20 protein-coding genes and 4 pseudogenes are annotated in these 21907 nt (G+C 56.1%); 12 read left to right on the top strand and 12 right to left on the bottom strand.

The window, feature by feature from the left end:
• The first annotated feature begins 21 nt into the window (after nucleotides 1-21).
• The 4 genes from D3871_RS26495 to D3871_RS26510 all read left to right on the top strand — a co-directional run bounded on the left by D3871_RS26495 (nucleotide 22) and on the right by D3871_RS26510 (nucleotide 3842).
• Nucleotides 22-921 (top strand): SMP-30/gluconolactonase/LRE family protein, encoded by a 900-nt coding sequence (locus D3871_RS26495; protein WP_119772074.1) that lies wholly within the window; start codon nucleotides 22-24, stop codon nucleotides 919-921.
• A gap of 30 nt (nucleotides 922-951) precedes the next feature.
• Nucleotides 952-1935: a TRAP transporter substrate-binding protein gene (locus tag D3871_RS26500; RefSeq protein ID WP_119772075.1), complete on the top strand. Its 984-nt coding sequence runs from the start codon at nucleotides 952-954 to the stop codon at nucleotides 1933-1935.
• 183 nt (nucleotides 1936-2118) lie between these two features.
• Nucleotides 2119-2568, top strand: coding sequence for a TRAP transporter small permease (locus D3871_RS26505; RefSeq protein WP_199724972.1), 450 nt, complete (start codon nucleotides 2119-2121; stop codon nucleotides 2566-2568).
• Nucleotides 2559-3842, top strand: a complete 1284-nt coding sequence (locus tag D3871_RS26510) for a TRAP transporter large permease (protein WP_119772076.1) — start codon at nucleotides 2559-2561, stop codon at nucleotides 3840-3842. Before D3871_RS26505 ends, D3871_RS26510 begins: the two co-directional genes overlap by 10 nt.
• Before the next feature lie 159 nt (nucleotides 3843-4001).
• On the opposite strand, the gene D3871_RS26515 is transcribed toward D3871_RS26510, so the two are convergent.
• From D3871_RS26515 to D3871_RS30035, 4 genes are all read right to left on the bottom strand, one after another.
• Nucleotides 4002-4748: a FadR/GntR family transcriptional regulator gene (locus D3871_RS26515; protein ID WP_119772077.1), complete on the bottom strand. Its 747-nt coding sequence runs from the start codon at nucleotides 4746-4748 to the stop codon at nucleotides 4002-4004.
• A gap of 144 nt (nucleotides 4749-4892) precedes the next feature.
• Nucleotides 4893-5630: a FadR/GntR family transcriptional regulator gene (locus tag D3871_RS26520; RefSeq protein WP_119772078.1), complete on the bottom strand. Its 738-nt coding sequence runs from the start codon at nucleotides 5628-5630 to the stop codon at nucleotides 4893-4895.
• Nucleotides 5631-5865: 235 nt separating this feature from the next.
• Entirely contained in the window at nucleotides 5866-6258 is a 393-nt protein-coding gene (locus D3871_RS26525) for a VOC family protein (RefSeq protein WP_119772079.1), read from the bottom strand.
• A 131-nt stretch (nucleotides 6259-6389) separates the two neighbouring features.
• A complete protein-coding gene (locus D3871_RS30035) occupies nucleotides 6390-6581 on the bottom strand; it encodes a hypothetical protein (RefSeq protein ID WP_147376918.1) in 192 nt (63 codons plus the stop codon).
• 1367 nt (nucleotides 6582-7948) lie between these two features.
• Between D3871_RS30035 and D3871_RS31790 the strand changes: the two genes are divergently transcribed.
• The 3 genes and pseudogenes from D3871_RS31790 to tnpA all read left to right on the top strand — a co-directional run.
• Nucleotides 7949-8251, top strand: coding sequence for a LuxR C-terminal-related transcriptional regulator (locus D3871_RS31790; RefSeq protein WP_420799683.1), 303 nt, complete (start codon nucleotides 7949-7951; stop codon nucleotides 8249-8251).
• A 9-nt stretch (nucleotides 8252-8260) separates the two neighbouring features.
• Nucleotides 8261-8617 (top strand): annotated as a pseudogene (locus D3871_RS31580) (TonB-dependent receptor plug domain-containing protein); the annotation flags it as partial.
• Nucleotides 8618-9110: 493 nt separating this feature from the next.
• A pseudogene (tnpA, locus tag D3871_RS26545) lies at nucleotides 9111-9353 on the top strand (IS200/IS605 family transposase); the annotation flags it as partial.
• Between the two features lie 275 nt (nucleotides 9354-9628).
• Here tnpA and amrS read toward each other — a convergent pair.
• Nucleotides 9629-10705, bottom strand: coding sequence for an AmmeMemoRadiSam system radical SAM enzyme (gene amrS / locus D3871_RS26550; protein ID WP_119772082.1), 1077 nt, complete (start codon nucleotides 10703-10705; stop codon nucleotides 9629-9631).
• Between the two features lie 324 nt (nucleotides 10706-11029).
• Between amrS and D3871_RS26560 the strand changes: the two genes are divergently transcribed.
• Both D3871_RS26560 and D3871_RS26565 read left to right on the top strand, forming a co-directional pair.
• The gene (locus D3871_RS26560) at nucleotides 11030-12439 is read left to right on the top strand and encodes an acyl-CoA dehydrogenase family protein (RefSeq protein ID WP_158598076.1); all 1410 of its coding nucleotides are present in this window, start codon (nucleotides 11030-11032) and stop codon (nucleotides 12437-12439) included.
• Between the two features lie 260 nt (nucleotides 12440-12699).
• Nucleotides 12700-13170 carry a DM13 domain-containing protein gene (locus D3871_RS26565; protein WP_119772821.1) on the top strand — a complete coding sequence of 157 codons (471 nt, stop codon included), beginning with the start codon at nucleotides 12700-12702 and terminating at the stop codon, nucleotides 13168-13170.
• A 62-nt stretch (nucleotides 13171-13232) separates the two neighbouring features.
• Here the strand turns inward: D3871_RS26565 and D3871_RS26570 are convergent, their stop codons facing one another.
• The 7 genes and pseudogenes from D3871_RS26570 to D3871_RS26600 all read right to left on the bottom strand — a co-directional run bounded on the left by D3871_RS26570 (nucleotide 13233) and on the right by D3871_RS26600 (nucleotide 18425).
• A complete protein-coding gene (locus D3871_RS26570; protein WP_119772083.1) occupies nucleotides 13233-13619 on the bottom strand; it encodes a DUF488 domain-containing protein in 387 nt (128 codons plus the stop codon).
• 143 nt (nucleotides 13620-13762) lie between these two features.
• A pseudogene (locus D3871_RS26575) lies at nucleotides 13763-13891 on the bottom strand (bifunctional glyoxylate/hydroxypyruvate reductase B); the annotation flags it as partial.
• A 2-nt stretch (nucleotides 13892-13893) separates the two neighbouring features.
• Nucleotides 13894-14847, bottom strand: a complete 954-nt coding sequence (locus tag D3871_RS26580; protein ID WP_119772085.1) for a sugar kinase — start codon at nucleotides 14845-14847, stop codon at nucleotides 13894-13896.
• A 64-nt stretch (nucleotides 14848-14911) separates the two neighbouring features.
• Nucleotides 14912-14995: pseudogene (locus tag D3871_RS31795) on the bottom strand (amino acid ABC transporter permease); the annotation flags it as partial.
• 106 nt (nucleotides 14996-15101) lie between these two features.
• Nucleotides 15102-16160 (bottom strand): LacI family DNA-binding transcriptional regulator, encoded by a 1059-nt coding sequence (locus D3871_RS26590; protein WP_119772086.1) that lies wholly within the window; start codon nucleotides 16158-16160, stop codon nucleotides 15102-15104.
• 127 nt (nucleotides 16161-16287) lie between these two features.
• Nucleotides 16288-17121 (bottom strand): DMT family transporter, encoded by an 834-nt coding sequence (locus tag D3871_RS26595; protein WP_119772087.1) that lies wholly within the window; start codon nucleotides 17119-17121, stop codon nucleotides 16288-16290.
• A 377-nt stretch (nucleotides 17122-17498) separates the two neighbouring features.
• The gene (locus D3871_RS26600) at nucleotides 17499-18425 is read right to left on the bottom strand and encodes a LysR family transcriptional regulator (protein ID WP_119772088.1); all 927 of its coding nucleotides are present in this window, start codon (nucleotides 18423-18425) and stop codon (nucleotides 17499-17501) included.
• Nucleotides 18426-18525: 100 nt separating this feature from the next.
• Here D3871_RS26600 and D3871_RS26605 point away from each other — a divergent pair, with 100 nt between their 5' ends.
• From D3871_RS26605 to leuD, 3 genes are read left to right on the top strand one after another with little or no spacing between them, the layout of a single operon-like run.
• Nucleotides 18526-19494 carry a tripartite tricarboxylate transporter substrate binding protein gene (locus tag D3871_RS26605; protein ID WP_119772089.1) on the top strand — a complete coding sequence of 323 codons (969 nt, stop codon included), beginning with the start codon at nucleotides 18526-18528 and terminating at the stop codon, nucleotides 19492-19494.
• A gap of 20 nt (nucleotides 19495-19514) precedes the next feature.
• The gene (gene leuC, locus D3871_RS26610) at nucleotides 19515-20930 is read left to right on the top strand and encodes a 3-isopropylmalate dehydratase large subunit (RefSeq protein ID WP_119772090.1); all 1416 of its coding nucleotides are present in this window, start codon (nucleotides 19515-19517) and stop codon (nucleotides 20928-20930) included.
• On the top strand, nucleotides 20923-21579 hold the full coding sequence (leuD, locus tag D3871_RS26615) for a 3-isopropylmalate dehydratase small subunit (protein ID WP_119772091.1): 657 nt from the start codon (nucleotides 20923-20925) through the stop codon (nucleotides 21577-21579). Before leuC ends, leuD begins: the two co-directional genes overlap by 8 nt.
• The last annotated feature ends 328 nt before the right edge of the window (nucleotides 21580-21907 follow it).

The following is a 21907-nucleotide window of genomic DNA, read 5'->3' on the forward strand; positions in this document are numbered from 1 at the left end:
GCCAACCCATCGCAGCCGATAATGCCTACACCATCTATCAATCTCGTAGCCGACCTGAAAAACAGCGTGGGCGAAAGCCCGATCTGGGACCCTCGCGACCAGGCCTTGTACTGGACCGACATTCCGGCCAAAAAGATTTATCGCTGGTCGCCGTCAACCGGGGCTTTGCGTGCATGGCAGGCGCCGGAAATGGTCGCCTGCATCGCGCTTAACGCTGCGGGGGGGCTGATCGCCGGCCTGGAGAGCGGTGTATTCACGCTTCAGCTAGGCGAGGGTGAAAATCTCGATGCACGCCTGCTCGCCGGCGTCGCCCATGCCGACCAGCCGATGCGCTTCAACGACGGCCGTTGTGATCGCCAGGGGCGTTTCTGGGCCGGCACGATGCATCTGGATATGTCGCTCAACCGCGAAGTCGGCACCGTCTACCGGTTCGATGCACAAGGATTGCAAGCGCAGATCGGTCCCATGATCGTTCCCAATGGCATGGCATGGTCGCCGGACGGACGCACCATGTATCTGTCGGATTCCCATCCCACGGTTCAGACTATCTGGGCCTTCGACTATGACATTGCCGACGGCGTGCCGAGCAATCGGCGCGTCTTCATCGACATGAAGGAATATCCAGGCCGCCCGGACGGCGCCGCCGTGGATGAAGACGGCTGCTACTGGATTTGCGGCAATGACGCTGGCATGGTGCATCGCTTTACGCCTGAAGGGCGTCTTGATCGCAGCATCGAATTGCCGGTCAAGAAGCCGGCGATGTGCTCCTTCGGCGGCAACGGTCTGGAGACCATGTATGTCACATCGATCCGCCCCGACCATCCTTCGGTCGCGACCGAACAGCCGCTGGCCGGCGGTATTTTTTCATTCAATCCGGGTGTGAAGGGCTTACCTGAACAACCGTTCCCATTCCTGGCATAACGCCATTGACAAGAAAGAGGAGACCACCAAATGAAAGTCAAGATCAATACCCTCAAGCGAACCGGCGTCGCCGTCGCGCTCGCCGCCGTTGCCCTGATCGGCCATGCGAAGGATTTCCGTTCGTCGGATGTGCATCCGACCGATTACCCGACGGTGCAGGCGGTCACGCAGATGGGCAAGGTGCTCAATGAGCAGACCAAGGGCCGGCTCGGTGTGAAAGTGTTCGCCAACAGCGCGATGGGTTCGGAAAAGGATACGGTCGAGCAAGTCAAGATCGGCGCGCTGGACATGGTGCGCATCAACAGCGCGGTGCTGCATGCGATTTCGCCGGCGATGATGGTGCCGTCGCTGCCGTTCCTGTTCCGTTCCACGCAGCATATGCGCGACACCCTCGATGGCCCGATCGGCGACCAGATCCTGGCCTCGCTGGAAAAGGAAGGCTTCGTCGGCCTGGCCTTCTATGACAGCGGCTCGCGCTCGTTCTACACGACCAAGAAGCCGATCAAGGCCGTGGCCGACATGAAAGGCATGAAGATCCGGGTGCAGCAATCGGAGATGTGGGTAGCGATCATGCAGGCATTGGGTGCGAATGCGACGCCGATGCCGTATGCGGAAGTCTATACGGCCTTGAAGACTGGCCTGGTCGATGGCGCGGAAAACAACTGGCCGTCGTTCGAATCGTCGCGTCACTATGAAGCGGCCAAGTATTACAGCCGCACCGAGCATTCGATGGCGCCGGAAGTGCTGGTCTTTTCGAAGAAGGTATGGGATGGCTTGTCGAAGGAAGACCAGCAGATGATCCGCAAGGCGGCCAAGGAATCGGTGCCGCACATGCGCAAGCTGTGGGACGAGCGTGAAGCCAAGGCGCGCCAGGTAGTGACGGGCGGCGGTGCACAGATCAATGAAGTGGACAAGGCGGGCTTTAGCGCAGCGATGAAGCCGGTGTACGACCGTTTCGTGACCGACCCTGCACTGAAGGACCTCGTCGTCCGCATTCAGAACAGCGCCAAGTAATCAGCTTTTTATCGTAACGGCGACACTCGAGCGGGGAAGGCTGCACGCCAGCCTTCCCGCGCTATCTGTAAGCCTGGAGGAAGTATGTTAGAAGCAACCCTACGTGCGGACGACGCAATGCCTGTTCAAGTTGAAAAAGTATCGTTCCTGACCCGATTCAACGCGATGCTGTGCCGCGCCGCCATGGTGACGGCCGTGGCCGCCCTGTTCGGGATCGTGTTCGTCGTCGTCTGGCAGGTGTTCGGGCGTTATGTCCTGAACGACACCCCGACTTGGGCCGAGGGCACCTCGCTGGTGCTCGTGATTTACGTGACCATGCTCGGTGCTGCGGCGGGCGTGCGCGATGCCGGCCACATCGGGATGGAATCGATCCTGATTCTGTTGCCGGAAAAGCTGCGCACCAAATTCGAAATCGTCATTCATGCGCTTGTCGCAAGTTTCGGCGTGGCAATGGTGTGGTATGGCACGGTGCTCGGCCGCTCGGTCATGAATTACAAGATCCCATCGCTCGGCGTCTCCGAGGGGATCAACTATGTCGCCGTGGTGATTGCCGGCGTACTCATTATTCTTTTTTGCATTGAACACATCATTGCAATCGTTACTGGTAAGGAAGTAATCCCATCATGGCACTGACAATTCTCGTCCTCAGCTTCGCCAGCTTTCTCCTGATCGGCGTACCGGTCGCCTTTGCGATCGGACTGTCTTCCGCCGTTGCGCTGCTGGTCGAAGGCATGCCCATGGCGGTGCTGTTCCAGCGCATGGTGTCGGGCATGAACATTTTTTCGTTCCTGGCGATTCCGTTCTTCATTTTTGCCGGCGAGATCATGCTATACGGTGGCGTCGCTGAACGTATCGTCCGTTTCGCGAAAAGCCTGACCGGTCATGTGCGCGGCGGCCTTGGCATGTCGAATGTGGTGTCCTGCACCCTGTTCGGCGGCGTCTCCGGATCACCGGTCGCCGACGTGTCGGCGATGGGCGCGGTGATGATCCCAATGATGAAGAAAGAGGGCTATCACGCCGACTACGCAGTCAACGTGACGACCCATGCCTCGCTGGTTGGAGCGTTGATGCCGACCAGCCATAACATGGTGATCTATGCCTTCGCTGCCGGCGGTGCGGTATCGATTTCCTCGCTGATCATGGCGGGTATGATCCCGGCACTGGTGCTGACAATCTGTATGCTGTTCGCCGCGTATCTGGTGGCCGTGAAGCGTAAGTATCCGGCGGGCACATTCCCCGGATGGGGCGAGGTCATCGCCTCGTTCGCTGCTGCGTTGCCGGGGCTGTTGATCGCTGTAATCATCCTGACAGGCATTTTGTCCGGTGTGTTTACCGCGACGGAAGCGGCATCGGTCGCCGTGCTCTACGCCTTGATTCTGACTGTCGTGGTGTACAAGTCAATGACTTGGGAGCACTTGATGAAGTCGGCTGCGAAGGCAGTCAAAACCACAGGTGTCGTGCTGCTTCTGATTGGTATCTCGGCGGTTTTCCAGCATCTGATGAGCCTGTATGAAGTGGCTGAGCTGACCGGTGAAATGATGGCGTCGATCTCCACCAGTCCATGGGCGATCTTTTTGATGATCAACCTGATCCTGTTCATCCTGGGCACCTTCATGGACATGGCAAGCACGATCCTGATCTGTACGCCGATCTTCCTTCCGATCGCTATGAAGTTCGGGATGGACCCGGTGCAGTTCGGCATGCTCATGCTGATCAACTGCGCGCTTGGCCTGAACACGCCGCCGGTGGGCACCACCCAGTTCGTCGGTTGTGCGATTGGTGAAATCAGCGTCGGGCAGGTAATGAAAACCATCTGGCCGTTCTATGGCGCGCTGATAGCCGCAATGCTACTGATCACGTTCGTGCCGTCGTTCTCGTTGTGGCTGCCCAACCTGATGCTGAAGTAATTACAAAGCTTGCTTTATCCCTCGCCCCGGCCTGAGTTGCCGGGGCGATTTCATTCAGCGCCGACATAAAGCAAAGACCTCATGCTCTTCCGAGCATGAGGTCTTTGCTTTATGAACTGGAGGATTTACGGGAAGAAGATTGACAACGCAATAATGCACCTAAGCATTGTCAGCAGCAATCGCATTGCGCAGCCGCTCCATGCTGGTCGTCAGATGCGTCAGCATTGCGTCGCGTGCCTGTTCCGCCTGGCCTGCGGCGATTGCGTCGAATACCGCTTCGTGCTGCTGGTTAACCACGTCAAGATACTGTTGACGCGGCAAGGTTTGGAACTGGTGAGTGCGAACCTGCGCGCGAGGAATCGCACGCGAACCGAGAAAGCTCAAGGTTTCGGCGTAAAAGCGATTGCCGCTTGCATTGGCGATGCTCTTGTGAAAAGCGAAGTCTGCCGCTGTCGAGTCGTCGGCGCGCGCCCGGCAGGCAATCAATTCATCGAGTGCAGCCCTGATCCCGGCAAGTTCTTCCTCGCTGCGTCGTTGTGCCGCAAGAAAAGCGGTTTCCGGTTCGAGGCTAATTCGGAACTGGAGCAATTGCAGCACTTCCTTGATGGTCTGTACTTCTTTCGGATCGGTTGCCACGCGCGCACGGCGGCTGGGTTCAAGCACAAAGGTGCCGATTCCATGCCTGGTTTCGACAAGTCCATCGGCTTTAAGACTCGATACCGCTTCCCGGACGACGGTGCGGCTGACTCCGTACTGCTCGATCAACTCGATTTCGGTCGGAAACCGGTCGCCTGCCTTGAGTTCGCGCTGGTGGATCCGTTCGGTCAGCAAATCAATCAATTGCCGGCTGAGGCTGCCTACATTGCCCCTGTTAGGGTTGCCCGACACTGGTGCGTATGTATTCATCGATGTGGAAAATGCATTAAGGACAAAAGAAGACGATCCTATTTTACACGGTCTGCCTGAGGGCCCGGATCAATCATCATACAAATGAAAGCGGCGCACGCCGTTTATTGCGGACCGGGCTGACGACCTACCGTTGCATGCGGGTCATGTCAGGCATGCATTTTCACCAATCAGGATTCGCGCAACCGAGTTATCGATATGGCTTCGCATTGCATCGGCGGCGGCAACCGGGTCTTGCCGCACAATGGCATCCACGACCGCCCGGTGTTCCTGGTCGGCCGCGGCCTTGCGATCGGCGCTGCGTTCGCGCGCGAAGTTTCTCGACAGTGACATGCTGAATAAAACCTGACTGTGAATCGATTCCAGGATCGACTGGAAAAAATGATTCCTGGATGCAGCCGCGACCGCCAAGTGAAATGCAAAATCTTCTTCCGCACCCATTTCCCCGCGCTCTAACGCCATACGCAAACGCTGATAAGCCGCCTGGATGTGTTCAAGATCATCGGCACTGCGCAGCTGCGCCGCCAATGCGCAGGCGCCGGCTTCGATCCCACGCCGAAACTCGAAGCAGCGTTCGAAGTCCGCAATGCTGGACAAGTCGCTGAACGCCAATACGTCCAGATGCTGCAAGCGGCCCACATAGCTTCCCGAGCCTTGGCGTGAAACGATAATGCCACCTGCACGCAGCCGGGCGAGCGCCTCGCGTATTGTCGGGCGCGACACATTGTATTGCTCGCTCAAGGCTTCTTCGCCGGGGAGCCGGTCGCCTTCGACGAGGTCTCCATCCTGGATCGATTTCAAAATCGCGCTAAACAGCATGTCGGCCAGCTTTTCGCGCTTTTTCGCAGGATATTGCAGGTTCAGAACAGGTTTTTGCGCCACGGGAATTCACAGTGTTTGTTTGGCTTGCATACTGCAGGCGCACCTGAGACAGCTCGGCACTCCTGGCTTGAACAGATGAAAATCATCGTCTTGCGGCAAGCAGTGGATGGGGACATCTTACAACATTGTCTTCTTCAAGTCACTGTGAATGCAGTCGGTAAAGTGCGCGGTGCCTAAGAGCCGGAAGTCAAAATCATTCGCGCTATGCACCCCGGCCATCGCTACATCTGGTTCGTTAGCCAGACACAGGCGTACACAGCTCGACCAATATTCCATCGGGACAGCGGACATATGACACGACCTGACCCCAAGGCTTTTGCATTGGGGCAGCCAATTCAATGGCTCCCGCAGCCAGAGCAGCCGCATGTGCCGCTGCAACATCGTCGGTGACAAACGCGATCTCGAATCCAAGAGGTTTCACCGAATCGTGGGCGGCCACATGCCCGCCTGGAAAATTCATGTCGCCCAGCTCATGGGCGGCGAACGACAGTGTCGTATCGCCCGTCTCCATTTCGCCATAGCTGCCTGACTCATGGAGAAAGCGTCGCGACAGGCCGAACGCTGCTTCGAAAAAACGCAAAGACGCGGCAACGTCCGGTACATAAATAATGGTGTAGCCTAGTTTCATATGCTCTCTCTTCATGCGTTTGTTTTCGATTAGGAAATGCGTTCTTCCGGCCCTTATGCGGCGTTCTGTTCCTGCCGGGTTATCTTTTCCCACCACGCTTGCGCCGCAGCCTCATCGCGATTATCGCGCAGTTAAACGTATCCTGCGCTCTCAATCAGGCTGCTATCGCTCTCAGCCGCGCTCATCAGATAATCCAGACCGCGATCGTTATTTTCGTCAAGCCTTCGGGCGGTGCGAGGCGCATGAAGAACATGCGCAAGACTGCGAAAAATACCGGGATCATCATGATGCCGAAGATCGCCATCGTAAACATAGCGATCCAATCGCGTCTCCTCGTTATTATTGTGCGAATGCTTGAATTGCCGTTCCTGGCAAGATATCGCGCATGGCAACCGTTCTTTTCGCGATACTGCCCGAAATGGGTGGTTCACACGTTGTACCGATCCGGTAGCATCCGTCCATCATCGATGCGGGGGCGGTCGTTATATCGACAAATCATTCGCCTTTCTGCTTGCCTATCACGGGGGACATGCGGAAGCGCCCCCCAGTGTCGATTGCGACCAGCGTGACCGTCGCGAACCGAATGTCTCTGTCTCCTTGGTTGGGTGACTTTATGCTCCGCCCGCTATGTGGGCGGAGCTTTTTTGTCTGCTTCGATCTTGCCGTTCATTGCGCGCATTCATATCGATAGCAGTGGTCGTCGAATGATGATCAAGCGGAACAGGCCATGCACACACGCGGAATATCTGGAACAGAAGACATTCATGCATATCTAATACTAATCTCCCGTCATAACGCGACATGAAATCGCGTCTTGTCAGCCGAAAAAAACCATCGATTTCGTTTGTCACGTTATGGCGTGAGATTGGTATAAATCAGTACCGTGACAACTGCTGATGTTCAGCAAGGTAGGCAGAGATGAAAAAGTCTTTCACCGTAGTGTTTGCGTTGACGTTGATGTCAATCGCAGGATTTGCCCAAGGACGAGACAGTTACTTTGGCAAAACCACAGTAAATGCTGGCGGTCTTGACATTGCCGTACAGTCATTTCGTAACACGGTACCCATGGTCGCCCTTGAGAATCGTTCCGGCCGACCAGCACGATGCAGCGCTACATTCAGCAATGGCTTGCAGTTTTCCGATACGCGTAGCGTCACCGTAGCTGCCGGGAAGAGGGCGACCGTTGGTACTGCGATAAATTACATTACGGCCAAAGTCGATATCGACGTGAAGTGTGCCTGACCGGTCATCGGCGCGTTGTCGAAAGTCGTGCTGCCAGACCGCTTATATACGCTCGGCGAGCGTAGGATGCATCGCGAAGCCGGACGGTTCATTTATCGGTACCCGCCCAGCCAAGCCGCTTGCGGATTTCGTCCAAAGCCGGCGGCGGCGTGCGTTCGGCTTTGCGTTCATTCAGGTATTGCCGAATCTGTTCCTTAGTCGGCTGTTTCTGGTTCGTACATATTCATTGTTTCCACATCGGGATAGCCGATTCCGAGGGTTTGCTGGCGGGCATACGGGTCCGCGTCGCCGTAGCGCGAGTTGTTCGCCGCACGTTTCAAACGCTATCGGTCGGATCCGATGACGCAGTGCTCACATATCAAGTCCGGGTTAATTTTCGTTCGTTTGGCGAACCTGTTCAACCACCCGAATACGGTGGTAAGTAATTGCACCTACATCATTACAATTCTTGAAGCCCTGCCTTTGCGTTGAGCAGCGAGAACGCCAGGTGTTGCACCTACTTATCTATGGTTATTCAAATTCGGTCATGGTGAAAAAATTGCTTGTCTCCGAAACGACGGTCCGGACTCGTCGCGCAGCATCAACCGCAAGCTCGACGCCGAGAACCGTGCCCAGACCGTTGCTCTGGTGCGTAAGATGGGACTCATTCATTAAGCCATTCGTTCGTGCCGAAACGAGTGTCGTGGCTGCGGTGGCCGTGAGCGTCACTGTGTTGTCGCCAGCATGTGCAGAAGATGCCGCCGTCAGGTAGCTGGACCCTGTGGTCGTTAGCGCCAGTCGCATCGAGCAGCGTCTCTTTGACGCGCCGGCCGCGATTGATTCGGTACAAGTCGATCCTTTCCGCAACACGTCTGCACTGGTCAATATTTCCGAACTGCTTCCCGCGGTCCCCGGCCTTCAAATCCGGGATCGGCAAAATTACGCACAGGATTTGCAGATGTCGGTGCGGGGCTTCGGTACGCGTTCGACCTTTGGCGTGCGTGGCGTGAGGATGTTGATCGACGGCATACCGGCCACCATGCCCGATGGTCAAGGCCAGGCCGCAACCGCCAGCCTTGCCGCTGCAAGACGCATCGAAGTCTTGCGCGGCCCAGTTGCCCAGCTATATGGCAACGCCGCCGGTGGTGTGGTGCAGGTATTTACGGCAGACCCGCCGCTTGCACCTGCAATGCCATTCGGTGCGGTGGCGGTCGGTGCCGGCGCCTATGGCCAGCGCATGATCAGTGCCTCCGCCGGCGGCGGTACGGAGACGATTGGCGGCGCATTCGATATTTCCCGTTTTTCAACCGACGGTTACCGCGACCATAGCGCCGCTGAACGTTTGCACATGAATGCGAAGGTGCTTGCGCGGCCTTCCGTCGATACAAGGATTACCGGCGTAATCAATATTTTCGATCAGCCGCAAGCGCAGGACCCGTTGGGCCTGACGCATGCGGCCTTCGATCAGAATCCGCGTCAGGCGATTCCTGCGGCTAGGCTTTTCGACACGCGCAAGAAAGTCGAGCAGCAGCAGGCTGGAATGACTGTCGAGCACAAACTCGCAGCCAGCGACACTTTGTATGCGCGAGTCTATGGAGGCACGCGCAAGATCAACCAGAACCTGGAATTCAGTGAAAGTGCCGCCGAAGTTGTCGATATCGGAGCTGATGGGTGTCCTGAAAGGACGTACGGCGATCAGGCTATTCAATGTATTTCCGCAGATGAGGAAGAAGCCGTATTGGGGCAATCATTTTTGGGCGAAAGGCTACTGCGTGGACACGGTGGGACTGGACAGTGAAATGATCCGGGAGTACGTCAATTTTCAGGAAAAAGAAGAATCGCATCAACAGGAACTGCAATTGCGGTCAAGTTAGCGGGCCTTCTACGAAGGGCCGCTGGTGTGCCCCCTCTGGGGGGCGTAAGGCAAAACCACGTTCTACGAACGTGGTTCATTTACTTCGACTATGGTCACATCACAGATGAAATGCTCCAACCCAAGCGAACGGCCTAGCATTCCGAAACAGCCACGCGCCGTCCTATTTCACTGGATATTCGCAAACGTCAGCTTGGGGTCGAGGCCAGAAATATGGGAGGACTGAAAGCATCAAAGACTGACTACTCGCCTCGACCACCTAAGTTACCGGAGACTCTACCTTCCGATCCGAATCGGAATTCGACGGCGCCCGAACTGACGGTCGAACTGTCCAAACCGCCCCGCAATCTGCGTGAAGCATTTGGGACACTTTCCTTCTTGAGTCAGGCGGTAGGATTCGATCTCATGCCAGTCGCGTACGATGAGCCGCGCGCGACATGCCGGGCAGTATGTTGAGCCGCCATCGGTGTCATGCACGTTACCCGTGTAGACATATTGCAATCCTTCCGCAAGCGCGATCTTGCGCGCGCGGGTCAGCGTGGACGGCGGCGTCGGCGGCACATCGGTCATTTTGTAGTCGGGATGGAAGGCCGTGAAATGCAGTGGCACGTCGTCGCCCAATTCCTTTGCGATCCATTGCGCCTCGGCGCGAATTTCGTCGTTGCTATCGTTTCTGCCGGGAATGAGCAGCGTCGTGATTTCGAGCCAGACATCGGTCTCGTACTTCAGGTACTTGAGCGTGTCCAATACCGGCTGCAAGCGCGCACCGGTAACCATGAAATAAAATTCGTTGGTGAATGCCTTCAAGTCGACGTTCGCCGCATCCATCTTGGCGTAGAAGTCGCGCCGTGCTTCCGCGCCCATGTAGCCGGCCGTCACTGCCACTGCCTTGATGCCGCGCTCGTGGCAAGCGTCGGCCACGTCCATTGCATACTCGGCGAAAATCACCGGGTCGTTGTAGGTGAAGGCCACGCTGTTGCACCCGTAGGTCGCTGCCGTCTCGCTGATTGCTTCGGGCCTGGCCACGGCGGCGAGGGTCTCCATCTCCCGGGACTTGCTGATGTCCCAGTTCTGGCAAAACTTGCACGCCAGGTTACAGCCAGCCGTGCCGAACGACAGAACGCTGCTGCCGGGGTAAAAATGGTTGAGCGGCTTCTTCTCGATCGGATCGATGCAGAACCCCGATGAACGGCCATAGGCGGTAAGGATCATCTGGTCATCGATGCGCTGGCGCACAAAGCAGGCGCCGCGCTGGCCGATGTGCAGGCGGCAGTTGCGGGGGCACAGGTCGCACTGGATACGTCCATCAGGCAGGAAATGCCAGTAACGACCTGGGTAAAGAACTTCCTTCATGGTAATGGCAGCGCTGACGGCTGCTTCAAAAAAGCTGAGGCCATGTTGACCCGCTCGTGTGTATTCAAAGCTACAGACTCACACTTAATCATTATCTGCCTTCCTGTCGCGCCCATCAATTTCCCCGAGCAACAGACGGAAGAAGATTGTTGTGCCCCATCCGGCAAGCGGCACGACCTTGGCTAACCATCAATAGCCCCCACCCGACTCGGGTGTCGTGCGTTTCCACCCATGCATTGAAACTAGACCCCTGAATTGTGCGCAGCGATGGCCGCCACTCACTAATCATTGTCCGCACGGCAAGCGGATTAACAGGAGATCCCGATGCATATCCACCGTACCGTCTACCGTGACGATCATGAGATGCTGCGCGAAACCGCGCGGCGCTTTTTTGAGCGTGAGTGCTTGCCGCGCCAGGCCGCATGGGATGAAGCCGGTTATGTCGATCGCGAAACCTGGCTCAAGGCCGGTCGCGAGGGCCTGCTGTGCCTGACCGTGCCCACCGAGTATGGCGGGGGCGGTGGCGACTTTGGTCATTCTGCCGTCCTGATCGAGGAGTTGCATCGCTCAGGCATCTCCGGCTGGAGCCTGGGAGTCCACTCCGACATCGTGGCCCCCTATATCGTGCGTCTCGGCACCGAGGAGCAGAAGCAGAAGTGGCTGCCCAAAATCTGCCGCGGCGAGACCATCCTGGCGCTGGCGAGCAACATGGAGAGACTTACATTGATTGGTAGCAGTACGATCAATGGTACGGGCAATACGCTTGGAAATGTCCTGATCGGCAATCGCGCGGCTAACACTCTCGAAGGCCTGACAGGCGCGGACAGTATGTCTGGTGGTACCGGTAACGATATCTACGTAGTGGATAACACCGGTGACGTCGTTACTGAAAATGCGGATGAAGGAACCGACCTTGTCAGGTCCGGCATAACGTACACGCTGAGTGCGAATACGGAAAACCTGGTGTTGACGGGAACAACCGTGCTTAATGGCACAGGCAACGTTTTGGACAATCTGTTGACCGGAAATTCTGCGATCAACACACTAACAGGCAACGCAGGAAACGATACGCTAGACGGTGGCGCCGGAGCGGACAAGCTTCTTGGTGGCGTGGGCAATGATGTATACCTCATCGATAACGCAAGCGACGTTGTGACTGAAAGCATCAATGAAGGGATTGATCAGGTCAGGTCCTCAGTCACGCTTACGGCAGCCACGAATGTCGAATCGCTGGCACGGACAGGAACTGCAGCTATCAACGGTACCGGCAACGCTTTGGCGAATCTGATTCTCGGTAACGGCGGAAACAATACGCTGGATGGGAGTAGCGGTACGGATCTGCTGCAAGGTGGTGCCGGTGTCGATACCGTCAAGGACACATCGGGCAACAGCCTGTTGGATGGCGGATCCGGTGCTGATATCCTCACAGGTGGTACAGGCAAAGAGCTGTTGATTGGTGGAGCCGGGAACGACACCATCACCACCGGCACCGGTGCTGATGTCATTGTATTTAACCATGGCGACGGCCAGGACACGATCGCAGCAAGTACGGGAAAGGACAATACGATATCGCTGGGACGAGGTATCACCTATGCAGACCTCGTGTTCAAGAAAAGCAGCAAGTATCTCGTTCTGGTGACTGGTACCAGCGAGCAGTTGACATTGAAGGGCTGGTATCTTACGACGAACAACCGGAATGTAGCGAATCTGCAGTTGGTGATCGAAGATCTTTGAAGCGACCCGGCATGGCTCCAGGGACTGACGGTTGGCAATCTATTCCCGAACGGTCACCGGAACATCGCATTAAGAAAGCGGTCAGCCTGATAAGAAAGAGCAATCACGTTTATCACACCGAACTCGCTCGCATTTCAACCCGGCTTGTGCAGGATCAAACTACAATGATTATGAGCCTACCACTGTAAATATCGGACTGCACGGTCCGTATGGCTACCGGTCGGGTGCCTTTTATCTGGTTTTACTGGACTTCAGCTCCCATGAAGAAACTGCTGCTTCTCGTTGCCTCTCACGCTGTCGCGCTAGGACTTGGCTTCGCCCTCGGCATCTACGCTCTTCCCATCCTTACGGCGCCAGCGGGGCCCAGCTCGGCCGAGGCGGCATCGGCAGCGAGTCAAGCCAGCTATAGCGGCCAGTTTCGCCGGGACCTCAAGGACAGCGATTTGCTGCACTGGGGAGAAGGCAAGGTCTCGGTTGGTCGTCAACACATTGTTCTTACTGGCAAGCTTGCTCCGGGGCCTGACTACAAGCTTTACCTGTCGCCGGAATTCGTGGAAACCGAGGCGGACTTCATGCGACTGAAATCGCGCATGGTGCGGGTGGGCGACGTGCGGACGTTCGAGAACTTCACGGTCGCGGTGCCTGAGGCGATCGACGTATCGCACTACAACACCGTGATCGTCTGGTGCGAGTCGTTCAGTCAATTCATTACAGCGGCCAAGTACCGATAGATCATTGTGTTGCTGTCGCGCCTAAAAGGATGAACGGGATGCAGAGACACATGGGCGTGAATTCAGCGCATATCGGCGCCGCGTTCGACCAGCAAAGCACGCAGTATCGATCGGTGGCAATGCGCTTCATCTTCGCAATAGCAGCCCATCGACATATTGGTGCGGTGCGATAGTGCGGCAAGCAGGTCCAGCGTCCGGGTCGCTTCGGGCTTCTTCATTTCGGCAATGAATTTACGCCTGAAGCTCGCCCAGGATTTGGCATCTCCGGCATGCTGACCTTCCTTCAATAGCTCTTCACTGGGCGACAGGTTAGGGTACCAGACGTCGTAGATATTCTTGCTTGCATAGTCTTCCTTTCGCACCCCTCTCGGTGGCCGGCGAACCGTTCCAATGCGAAGGCCTTCATCCTTGTCGCGCGGGCTTCCCAGTCTTACTATCTTGATTGCCATCACAGGTCCCTTTTTTAGATGAAAAAATAGTACCAGTGAAAGCTTGCAGGCTCAATCCGCCTCGTACACGGCAGGAGGCCTTTGCCCGGCCAGCGCCCTCAGCAGGTTGGTCGTCGCCAGCTTCGCCATCCGGTAGTGCGTCTCATGCGTCGCGATGTTGCCATGATTAATCCGAAGATGGTGTCTGCGGTGGTCTCGGTGAGCACTCCCGGCGTGTGACACAGCGTGATCCCGCGTTCCTTCATGGCGCCCCAGGGATAATTGTCGATGCCATTTACATACCTGCCGCAATGGTCTCTGCCCGTGTGGGTAATCCTTCCGTATCCCCGACAACCTGCACCGCACGAGCGCCTATCCACGCTGCGCGCCTGACCGCCTGCCGCACCGAGCGGCCTTCCAGTAACACACTGACGATGCCTGCGGCGAAGCCGTCGCCGGCGCCGACGGTGTCGACCACCTCGTCTACCGGAAAAGAAGGGAAGTATTCGCATACTTTCTCGCCATGCACGTCGCCATGGACAAACGCGCCGTCCGCACCGAGCTTCACTATCACCAGATCGGCCCCCTGGTCGCGATAAAACCGCGCGATACCCTCCGGTGTACTTTCCCCGGTAAGAAAGCGGCCTTCTTCGATTCCCGGCAATACCCAGTTCGCAAGAAAAGCCATGTTGTTGATGTTTTCTCTCATCAGCTCAGGCGTTGCCCATAAGGTCGGCCGCAGGTTGGGATCGAACGAAATCGAGCGGCCGGCTTCGCGCATCAATCGGAGGGAGGCAAACGCTACTTCGCGGCAGGTGTCCGAGATTGCGGCGAACACGCCGGTGGCGTGAAGATGACGTGCGGACCGCAGCCATTCCACATCGATGTCGTCGACCGTCATCTGGCTGGCGGCAGAACCCTTGCGATGGTATTCGACCGGCGGATCGCCGCCGTCCTCGACCCGGCCCTTGAACTGAAACGCGGTACGCTGGTCCGGTATACAGGCGACATGGGAACAATCGATTCCCTCTTCTTGCATCGCCGCGAGCAGGTAGCGGCCCATTGAATCGGTGCCAAGGCGGCTTGCCCATCCCACCTTGAACCCGAGACGCGACAGGCCGATGGCGACATTGGTCTCCGCACCGGCGGTACGCTTGTAGAAAGCCTGTGCGTTTTCGATCGGCCCGGGCCGGTCGGCGACAAGCAGCATCATTGCTTCGCCATAGGTGACGATATCGAGAGCGTTCATTGCAAGGCCTTTGCAGAGAGGGAGTCAATCATGATCTTGCGCGGCTTGCATGCCTGATGTCATAAATGAAGCGAAATATCTGCAACCGGTTGAGATTCAATGCCAGGCCTGCCTCGATCTGCCCCTTTGCGATTGATTCGATGCCGGCCATGCCGCAAGGGCCGGTCCGAAGACTGAAGATTCATTCTACTGAAACCGGTTTCAAAGTGCAAGAAACCGGTTTCAGATTTTTGCAGTCTAAGGCAGCGGATAATTCAGGCGGCCGGCTGGGATGAGCCGCGTAATATCAGCCTTCCCGGTAACAGCATTTGTCGCGGCGCGATATTGGAGCCGGCAATTCTTTCAATCAGGCATCGCGCCGCAGTGCGTCCGATTTCTTCGGTTGGCTGTGCGACCGTCGTTATCCCGGTGCCAATCAGCGGCGCCCATTCGGCATCGTCGAATCCGACCAGACCGGCGTCGAGCCCATATCGCAAACCCAGGCGAGCGAAAGCGCTCGCGACAACGAGGGTCATCACCGCATTGCCGGTAATGATGGCAGTGCGCGCGCCCGAGCGCTTGCGCAGTTTTTGAATGGCGCGATCGAGTGCCTTTGCGTCGTCTTCCATAATTTCAAAAGTCGTTCCCCGCACCGTTGAGGCATGCCGCTTCATACCATCCTGAAACGCCGACTCGCGCTCGAGGCGAGAACTGACATTGGCGAGGGGCTGCGTCACGAAAAGAAAGTCGCGGTAGCCGGCATCGATCAGGTGATCGATTGCAATTGTCATGGCATAGGCGTTGTCGAGCGAAACGAAGTCTTCATGCATGTTGGCATGTCGCCGGTCGACCAGTACTGCGGGCTTGCCATAATGATTTGTCTGACGCGATTTCATGGACCCATAACCCGAGGTATTGAGGATAAATCCCTCGACCTGGTAGGACGTCAGTGCTGCGATCGCCTCTTGCTCGCGGGCGCGGTCGTTGCCGAGATTGAAAATGATGACCAGATAGCCTGCTTCCCGGCAGGCCAGTTCCACACCGCGCAGTACCGCCACGGAATAAGGATTGGTGACGTCCGCCACCACCAGGCCGATCAGTCCCGACCGGCCGCGCTTGAGTGACTGCGCCATTGGACTCGGCGTATAGCGTAGCATTGCGATCGCGGCTTCGACGCGCGCGGCGATATCGTCCGACAGCAGCGTGTCGCGATGATTCAGAAAGCGCGAGACGGTCGCTTTGGAAACACCTGCCTCCTTCGCGACGTCGGCGATGGTGGTTTTAGGCGTCGGTCCCGGAGGTGTAGTAACACGCGAAGTCGTCTTTGAACGCATGAGCTGGAAAATAATTATGAAACCGGTTTCATAATCGTAGCATTAACTTGCCAGAATTGCCATTAAAAACCAGCGGCCGTACGGTAATCCTGGAAAGACGAGGCAGCCTTCGGGACGGTGTCAATTTTTACTTTCGAATAATTACCAGCGCCACGCCGCTCAGGACTGTGGCAGCGCAAAGCACCAGGCGTAGGCTGAGCGGTTCGGCAAGGATCAGGACGCCGCCGGCGCCCGCAATCACCGGTACGCTGAGCTGTACCGTGGCGGCTTCCACAGAATTCAAGCCGGACAGCGCCATGTACCAGATTACATAGCCGATGCCTGAAGCGAACGCGCCCGACAGAACCGCATAAGCAAGTCCCGCCAAATCGATCGAAGACCAGGGAAGCATGATGATGCTCAGTCCCACCGCGAAACACGCGGCACGGCAAAAATTTCCAGCCGTTACGGCGGTCGGATCGGTGGCGCCTTTTCCTCGTAATGAGTAAACGGCCCAGGCAATGCCCGATCCGACCATCAGGACAGAACCGGGCAAAGGCGGTGCGGATACGCCTGGCAGCAATAGTGCAACCAGCCCGGCCAGTGCAGCCAGAAATCCGATCAGGCGAACTCCGCGCAGGCGTTCGCCGTGCATTAAGCCATAGCCGATCATCGTCGCCTGTACCGAGCCGAACAGGAGCAATGCCCCGGTGGCGGCCGGCAGGCTGACATACGCGAATGAAAAAGCCGCCGCATAGCCGAATAGCGCGAACGCGGAGCGCCAGTTGCCCTGCATGCCGTGTTGAGGTGTCCGTAGCCGCGTGATGAGCCACAGGATCACGGCGCCGGACAGAATGCGAATACTGGTAAAGCTGGCCGGGTCCGTATCGCTATGGCTTAACGCATACCGGCACAGCAATGAGTTTGCTGCGAAAGCGATCATCGCAATCATCGTCAGGACCAGCGTTTGTGCTCGCAACATGCTTTGCCTCATTCAATAAATATCGATGCGCAAGCCGACCGATTCGGTATGCATTCAGCTGCCGCCTGAATATTAAGGCTACGCTGAACAAGTCCTCGCGTGTCGCACATCCTGATTTCGGGCGATCCGCGACGTTGCAAATCCTCGCCATGGCCCCGCCATGTCTGTGGTTTGCGCCTTGCGCCTCATCCCGAAATCAGGCCTGCGCCATCGCGGGACTTATTCAGCGTAGCCTTAACGTTCAAGCGTGCCTTCAACGTTAATGGATGCGCTGCCAAGAGTAGCATTCCCCGGCATGGAACTATGAATGACCGATATTAAATTCCGCCATTGCCGTATATATCGGGACGGTACACTGCGTTACTCATACAGCAGATTTACCACATAGACTGATTCTTTTCTCTCCCGCTATCGCGATATCTGGCAAAGGACTCCAACATATACTCAACAAATGCGCGCGTTTTCGCAGACAAGTTATGTTTGGTAGGATAGACAACATAAATATCCGCAGGTGGTACCTCCCACTCCTCAAGCAATCTCCTTAGTCTTCCTGAGCGTAAGTACGCGGCGACATCCCATTCCGAGCGGATGATGAGACCGTGGCCATCAAGTGCCCAGCCTAAGGCACTTTCCCCATCATTTGTGCTTAATTGTCCCCGTACCTTAACAGTCTCCTGCCGGTCTTTATAGCGAAAGTGCCACGTTCCATAGGTCTCGTCGCTTTCACGGATAAATATGCATTCGTGTTTAGATAGCTCCTTGGGATGTGCCGGAATACCGTGTTGAGAGATGTACGAATGGGAGGCGCATATGAAACGGCGGTTATTCGCCAGCTTGCGAGCCGTCATCCGCGTATCGGGAAGCTCCCCAAACCGAATCGCTATATCAAAACCATGCTCTGCCATATTCACCGGCCGGTCACTAAGATGCATCTGAACTTCTACGTCTGGATATTTCCGGGCAAACGTCGAAATGACCGGCATGATGTGACGACGTCCAAAACCCAAAGTGGCGCTTACTTTCAATAGGCCCTTTGGCGTATCTGCGCTCCCGGAAATTCTTTGTTCCAGAGCATCCAGATCGGAAATAATTCTTTCCCCTTCCGTTAAATACAGTTCACCTTCCGGGGTCAGACTTATGCGGCGGGTTGTCCGATTCAGCAAGCGAACACGAAGTCTTGTCTCAAGACCGGCCAAGCGCTTGCTAACGGACGAAGGCGTTACGCCAAGTTCCTGGGCTGCTGCGGCCAAGCTCCCCGACTTTACTAATATTGCAAAAAAGCTCAGGTCAGTGATTCCGTCCATTCATTCCTTGTACGACATAATGAATTGTGCAAGGGGAAATTATACGGCGCGAATTTACGAATAGTATAGCGACACATACGATTCGCCTATTGGAGACACCATGAATTCTCGCCGGAAGACACTCATTGCCCTTGCACTTGCATCATTAGCAATGGCGCCTGCCTATGCAGAGACCTACCCGTCGCGCCCGATCAGGTTGGTTGTGCCCTACGCTCCGGGCGGAAGTGCAGACATTGTCGCGCGCCGCATTTCCGAAGAATGGTCGAAACAGCTTGGTGGCTCCATATATGTTGAAAACAAAGCCGGAGCGGGTGGAAACATTGGGGTCAACGACGTTGCAAAATCGACACCGGATGGTTACTCAATAGGCTTGCACACCGTTTCCCTGGCGATCAATCCTTCGATCTTCAAAAAGATGCCGTATGACACTCTCAAAGAGATTGCCCCGATCGGTATGGTAGCTACCTCGCAACATGTCTTAATCGTCAACAACAACTTCCCCGCAAAAAATACAGCGGAACTGATTACGGCGGCCAAGGCTGCGCCCGGAAAATTCAACTATGGCTCAGCAGGGAGTGGCAGCACATTCCACATGTCTGCAGAACTGTTCAAGTCGGCGGCTGGGACTGATATCACGCATATCCCTTACAAAGGAGGCGGTCCGGCACTGATTGACACCATCGCAGGCCAAGTAGACATGAGCTTTCCCGTGCTTTCAGCGGCTCAACCACATATTCAAGCAGGCAAAGTGCGTGCGTTGGGTGTGACAGGTCCTAAGCGTTCCAGCCTGATGCCTAATGTGCCCACCTTGGCGGAATCCGGTGTTCCGAACTACAACTTCGAAACCTGGTTTATCGTATTTGCACCAGCGGGCACTCCGAAGGACATCGTCGATAAGCTTAATGCGGCTCTGAATAAGACATTGAGCAACGCCACGCTCAAAGAGCGCATGGTGAAGGAAGGTTTTGACCCTACGCCATCGACGCCGCCGCAGGCCCAGGAAAAAGTCAAAACAGAAATGGATGCATGGGCAAAGCTGGTAAAAACACGTGGCATCACAGCGGAATAGCAATCTGGAGTAGTTAAAACATGGGTAAGACTTTATATCAGAAGCTGGTAGGCTCGCATACCGTCGCAAAGCTGGACGCGGACAATGTCCTGCTGTTTGCGGACCTGCACTTGATGAATGAGTACACCAGCCCACAAGCCTTTGCGGGACTGGAAGAGCGTGGCCTTATGACATTGATGCCAGGGCAGAACGTCTCAACGGTAAGCCATATTATTCCAACGAAGCCTCAAGCCATCAGAGTCATCGCCGACGGCCCGTCTGCACTACAGGCAAGCAATTTGAAGCGCAATTGCGATCGCCACGGGATCCCGCTGTTTGATACCAACGACGTATGGCAAGGGATTGAACATGTGATTGCGCCAGAACACGGGATGGTTCGCCCTGGTATGGTCATCATTTGCGGCGACAGCCATACGACGACATACGGGGCATTGGGCGCTCTGGGATTCGGCATCGGAACTACCGAAGTCGAGCATGTATTGGCGACGCAAACCTTGGTTTACCGTCTTGCAGGCAATATGAGAATCCGGCTCGATGGCGAAATCCCATCAGGTACGACAGCCAAGGACATCATCCTGATGATCATCAGTCGTATCAGTGCACAAGGTGCACGCGGCTATGTGGTCGAATATACCGGATCCGCCTTGAAAGGATTGAGTACCGAAGCAAGGTTCACATTGTGCAATATGACTGTCGAGGCAGGTGCCAGGGGAGCCCTTATCGCGCCTGATGACGTGACGACGCAGTATATTCTGGCCAAATGCCCTGATATTGCGGAGAACCCTGCCTGGCTAGCGCAAGCGCGCGAGCATTGGAGCACACTCCATTCCGATAATGACGCGGTTTTTGACGTTGAACATAGCTTCGATGTATCAGCTGTCGAGCCTTACGTCACATGGGGAACAAGCCCGGACCAGGCGATACCCATTTCAGGCCGCACACCTCTGGTCGGTGACGCCAACGTCGAAGATCAAGCCAACGAGCGTGCACGGCGTTACACCATGCTTGCGCCAGACTCGGCAATCGACGGCGTCAAGATTGATCACGTATTCATCGGATCTTGCACCAACGGCCGTATCGAGGACCTTAGAGCGGTAATAGATGTGGTAGGTGACAGAAAAGTGGCCGACGGTGTCAGGGCCATGGTGGTACCCGGATCTGGTGCAGTGCGTGCGCAAGCGGAACAAGAAGGTATTGCAGACAAGTTGATCGCTGCGGGCTTCGAGTGGCGCAAGCCAGGTTGTTCCATGTGCCTGGCGATGAATGACGACGTACTGGCGCCAGGCGTGCGTTGTGCATCGACTACCAATCGCAATTTCGAGGGCCGGCAAGGGCGAGGAGCAATCACGCATTTGATGAGCCCGGCAATGGCTGCCGCCGCCGCGGTCACAGGAAAAATTACCGATTTCAGAAAGCTTTTAGGCAGTCATGAATAAGAATGCGATCATTGAGGGCGTTGCCGTACCACTTCCCATTGCGAATCTGGACACAGACCAAATCATGCCAAAGCAGTTCTTGCGAGGCATTGACAAGGCGGGATTGGCCCAGGGACTGTTCTACGACATGCGGTTTGACGAGCAGGGTAAGCCGCGGCGAGACTTCGCATTGAACAAACCCGAGTATGCCCAGGCTACCATCATCCTGGGTGGCAAAAACTTTGGCTGTGGCTCAAGCCGTGAACATGCGGTATGGGGTCTCCAGCAGGCCGGCATACGGGCCGTCGTTGCCTCCAGCTTTGCAGAAATCTTTTACTCCAATGCCATGAATAATGGCTTGATGCTCGCGAGCGTGTCTGAAGCAGATATGCAGCGTCTGTTTGAGGCCGCATCCTCTTCGGCGTCGCCGTTACAACTCCGGATCGATGTTGAGAACCTGCAGGTAATCAGTTCCACAGGTTCGGCCGCCTTTACGTTGAGCGACCGACATAGGAGCATGTTTCTTCATGGTCTGGACATGCTCGGTGCATCTTTGCTCCACAAACCGGAAATCGAAGCATTCGCAAAGCGCTGGTACGATACTTATCCCTGGCTGAAGAACGTCGCCGCCGTTGCTCGCAATAGACTTGATCGAAGCTCCAACACATAGCAGGGGCATGTTCTATGTCGGGGAAAGCAGTGCTTCTTAGCGTGCCTTTCTTCCACATCAGCTTAGCTGCCAGGAATGCAGCTAAGCTGGCTAATGGTAAAGCTTTTCTTTCAACCAATCTCCATATTGCAAAACACGTCCGCTCTTGCGTGGAGTGCACGTGCCGGCGAACGACGCCGCTACGCGGGTCGGTCGACTCGTGATCAGACGGGAAAGCCCAGAACCTGCCCCATTGGATACCAGCGGACGGATACTTGCGCTCAAGGGTGCCGGGCAGCATGACGCCGTTACGGCGATACAGCCGATCCTCCTCATACATAGACTTCGC

The sequence above is a fragment of the Noviherbaspirillum saxi genome, assembly GCF_003591035.1.
GTDB lineage: Bacteria > Pseudomonadota > Gammaproteobacteria > Burkholderiales > Burkholderiaceae_D > Noviherbaspirillum > Noviherbaspirillum saxi.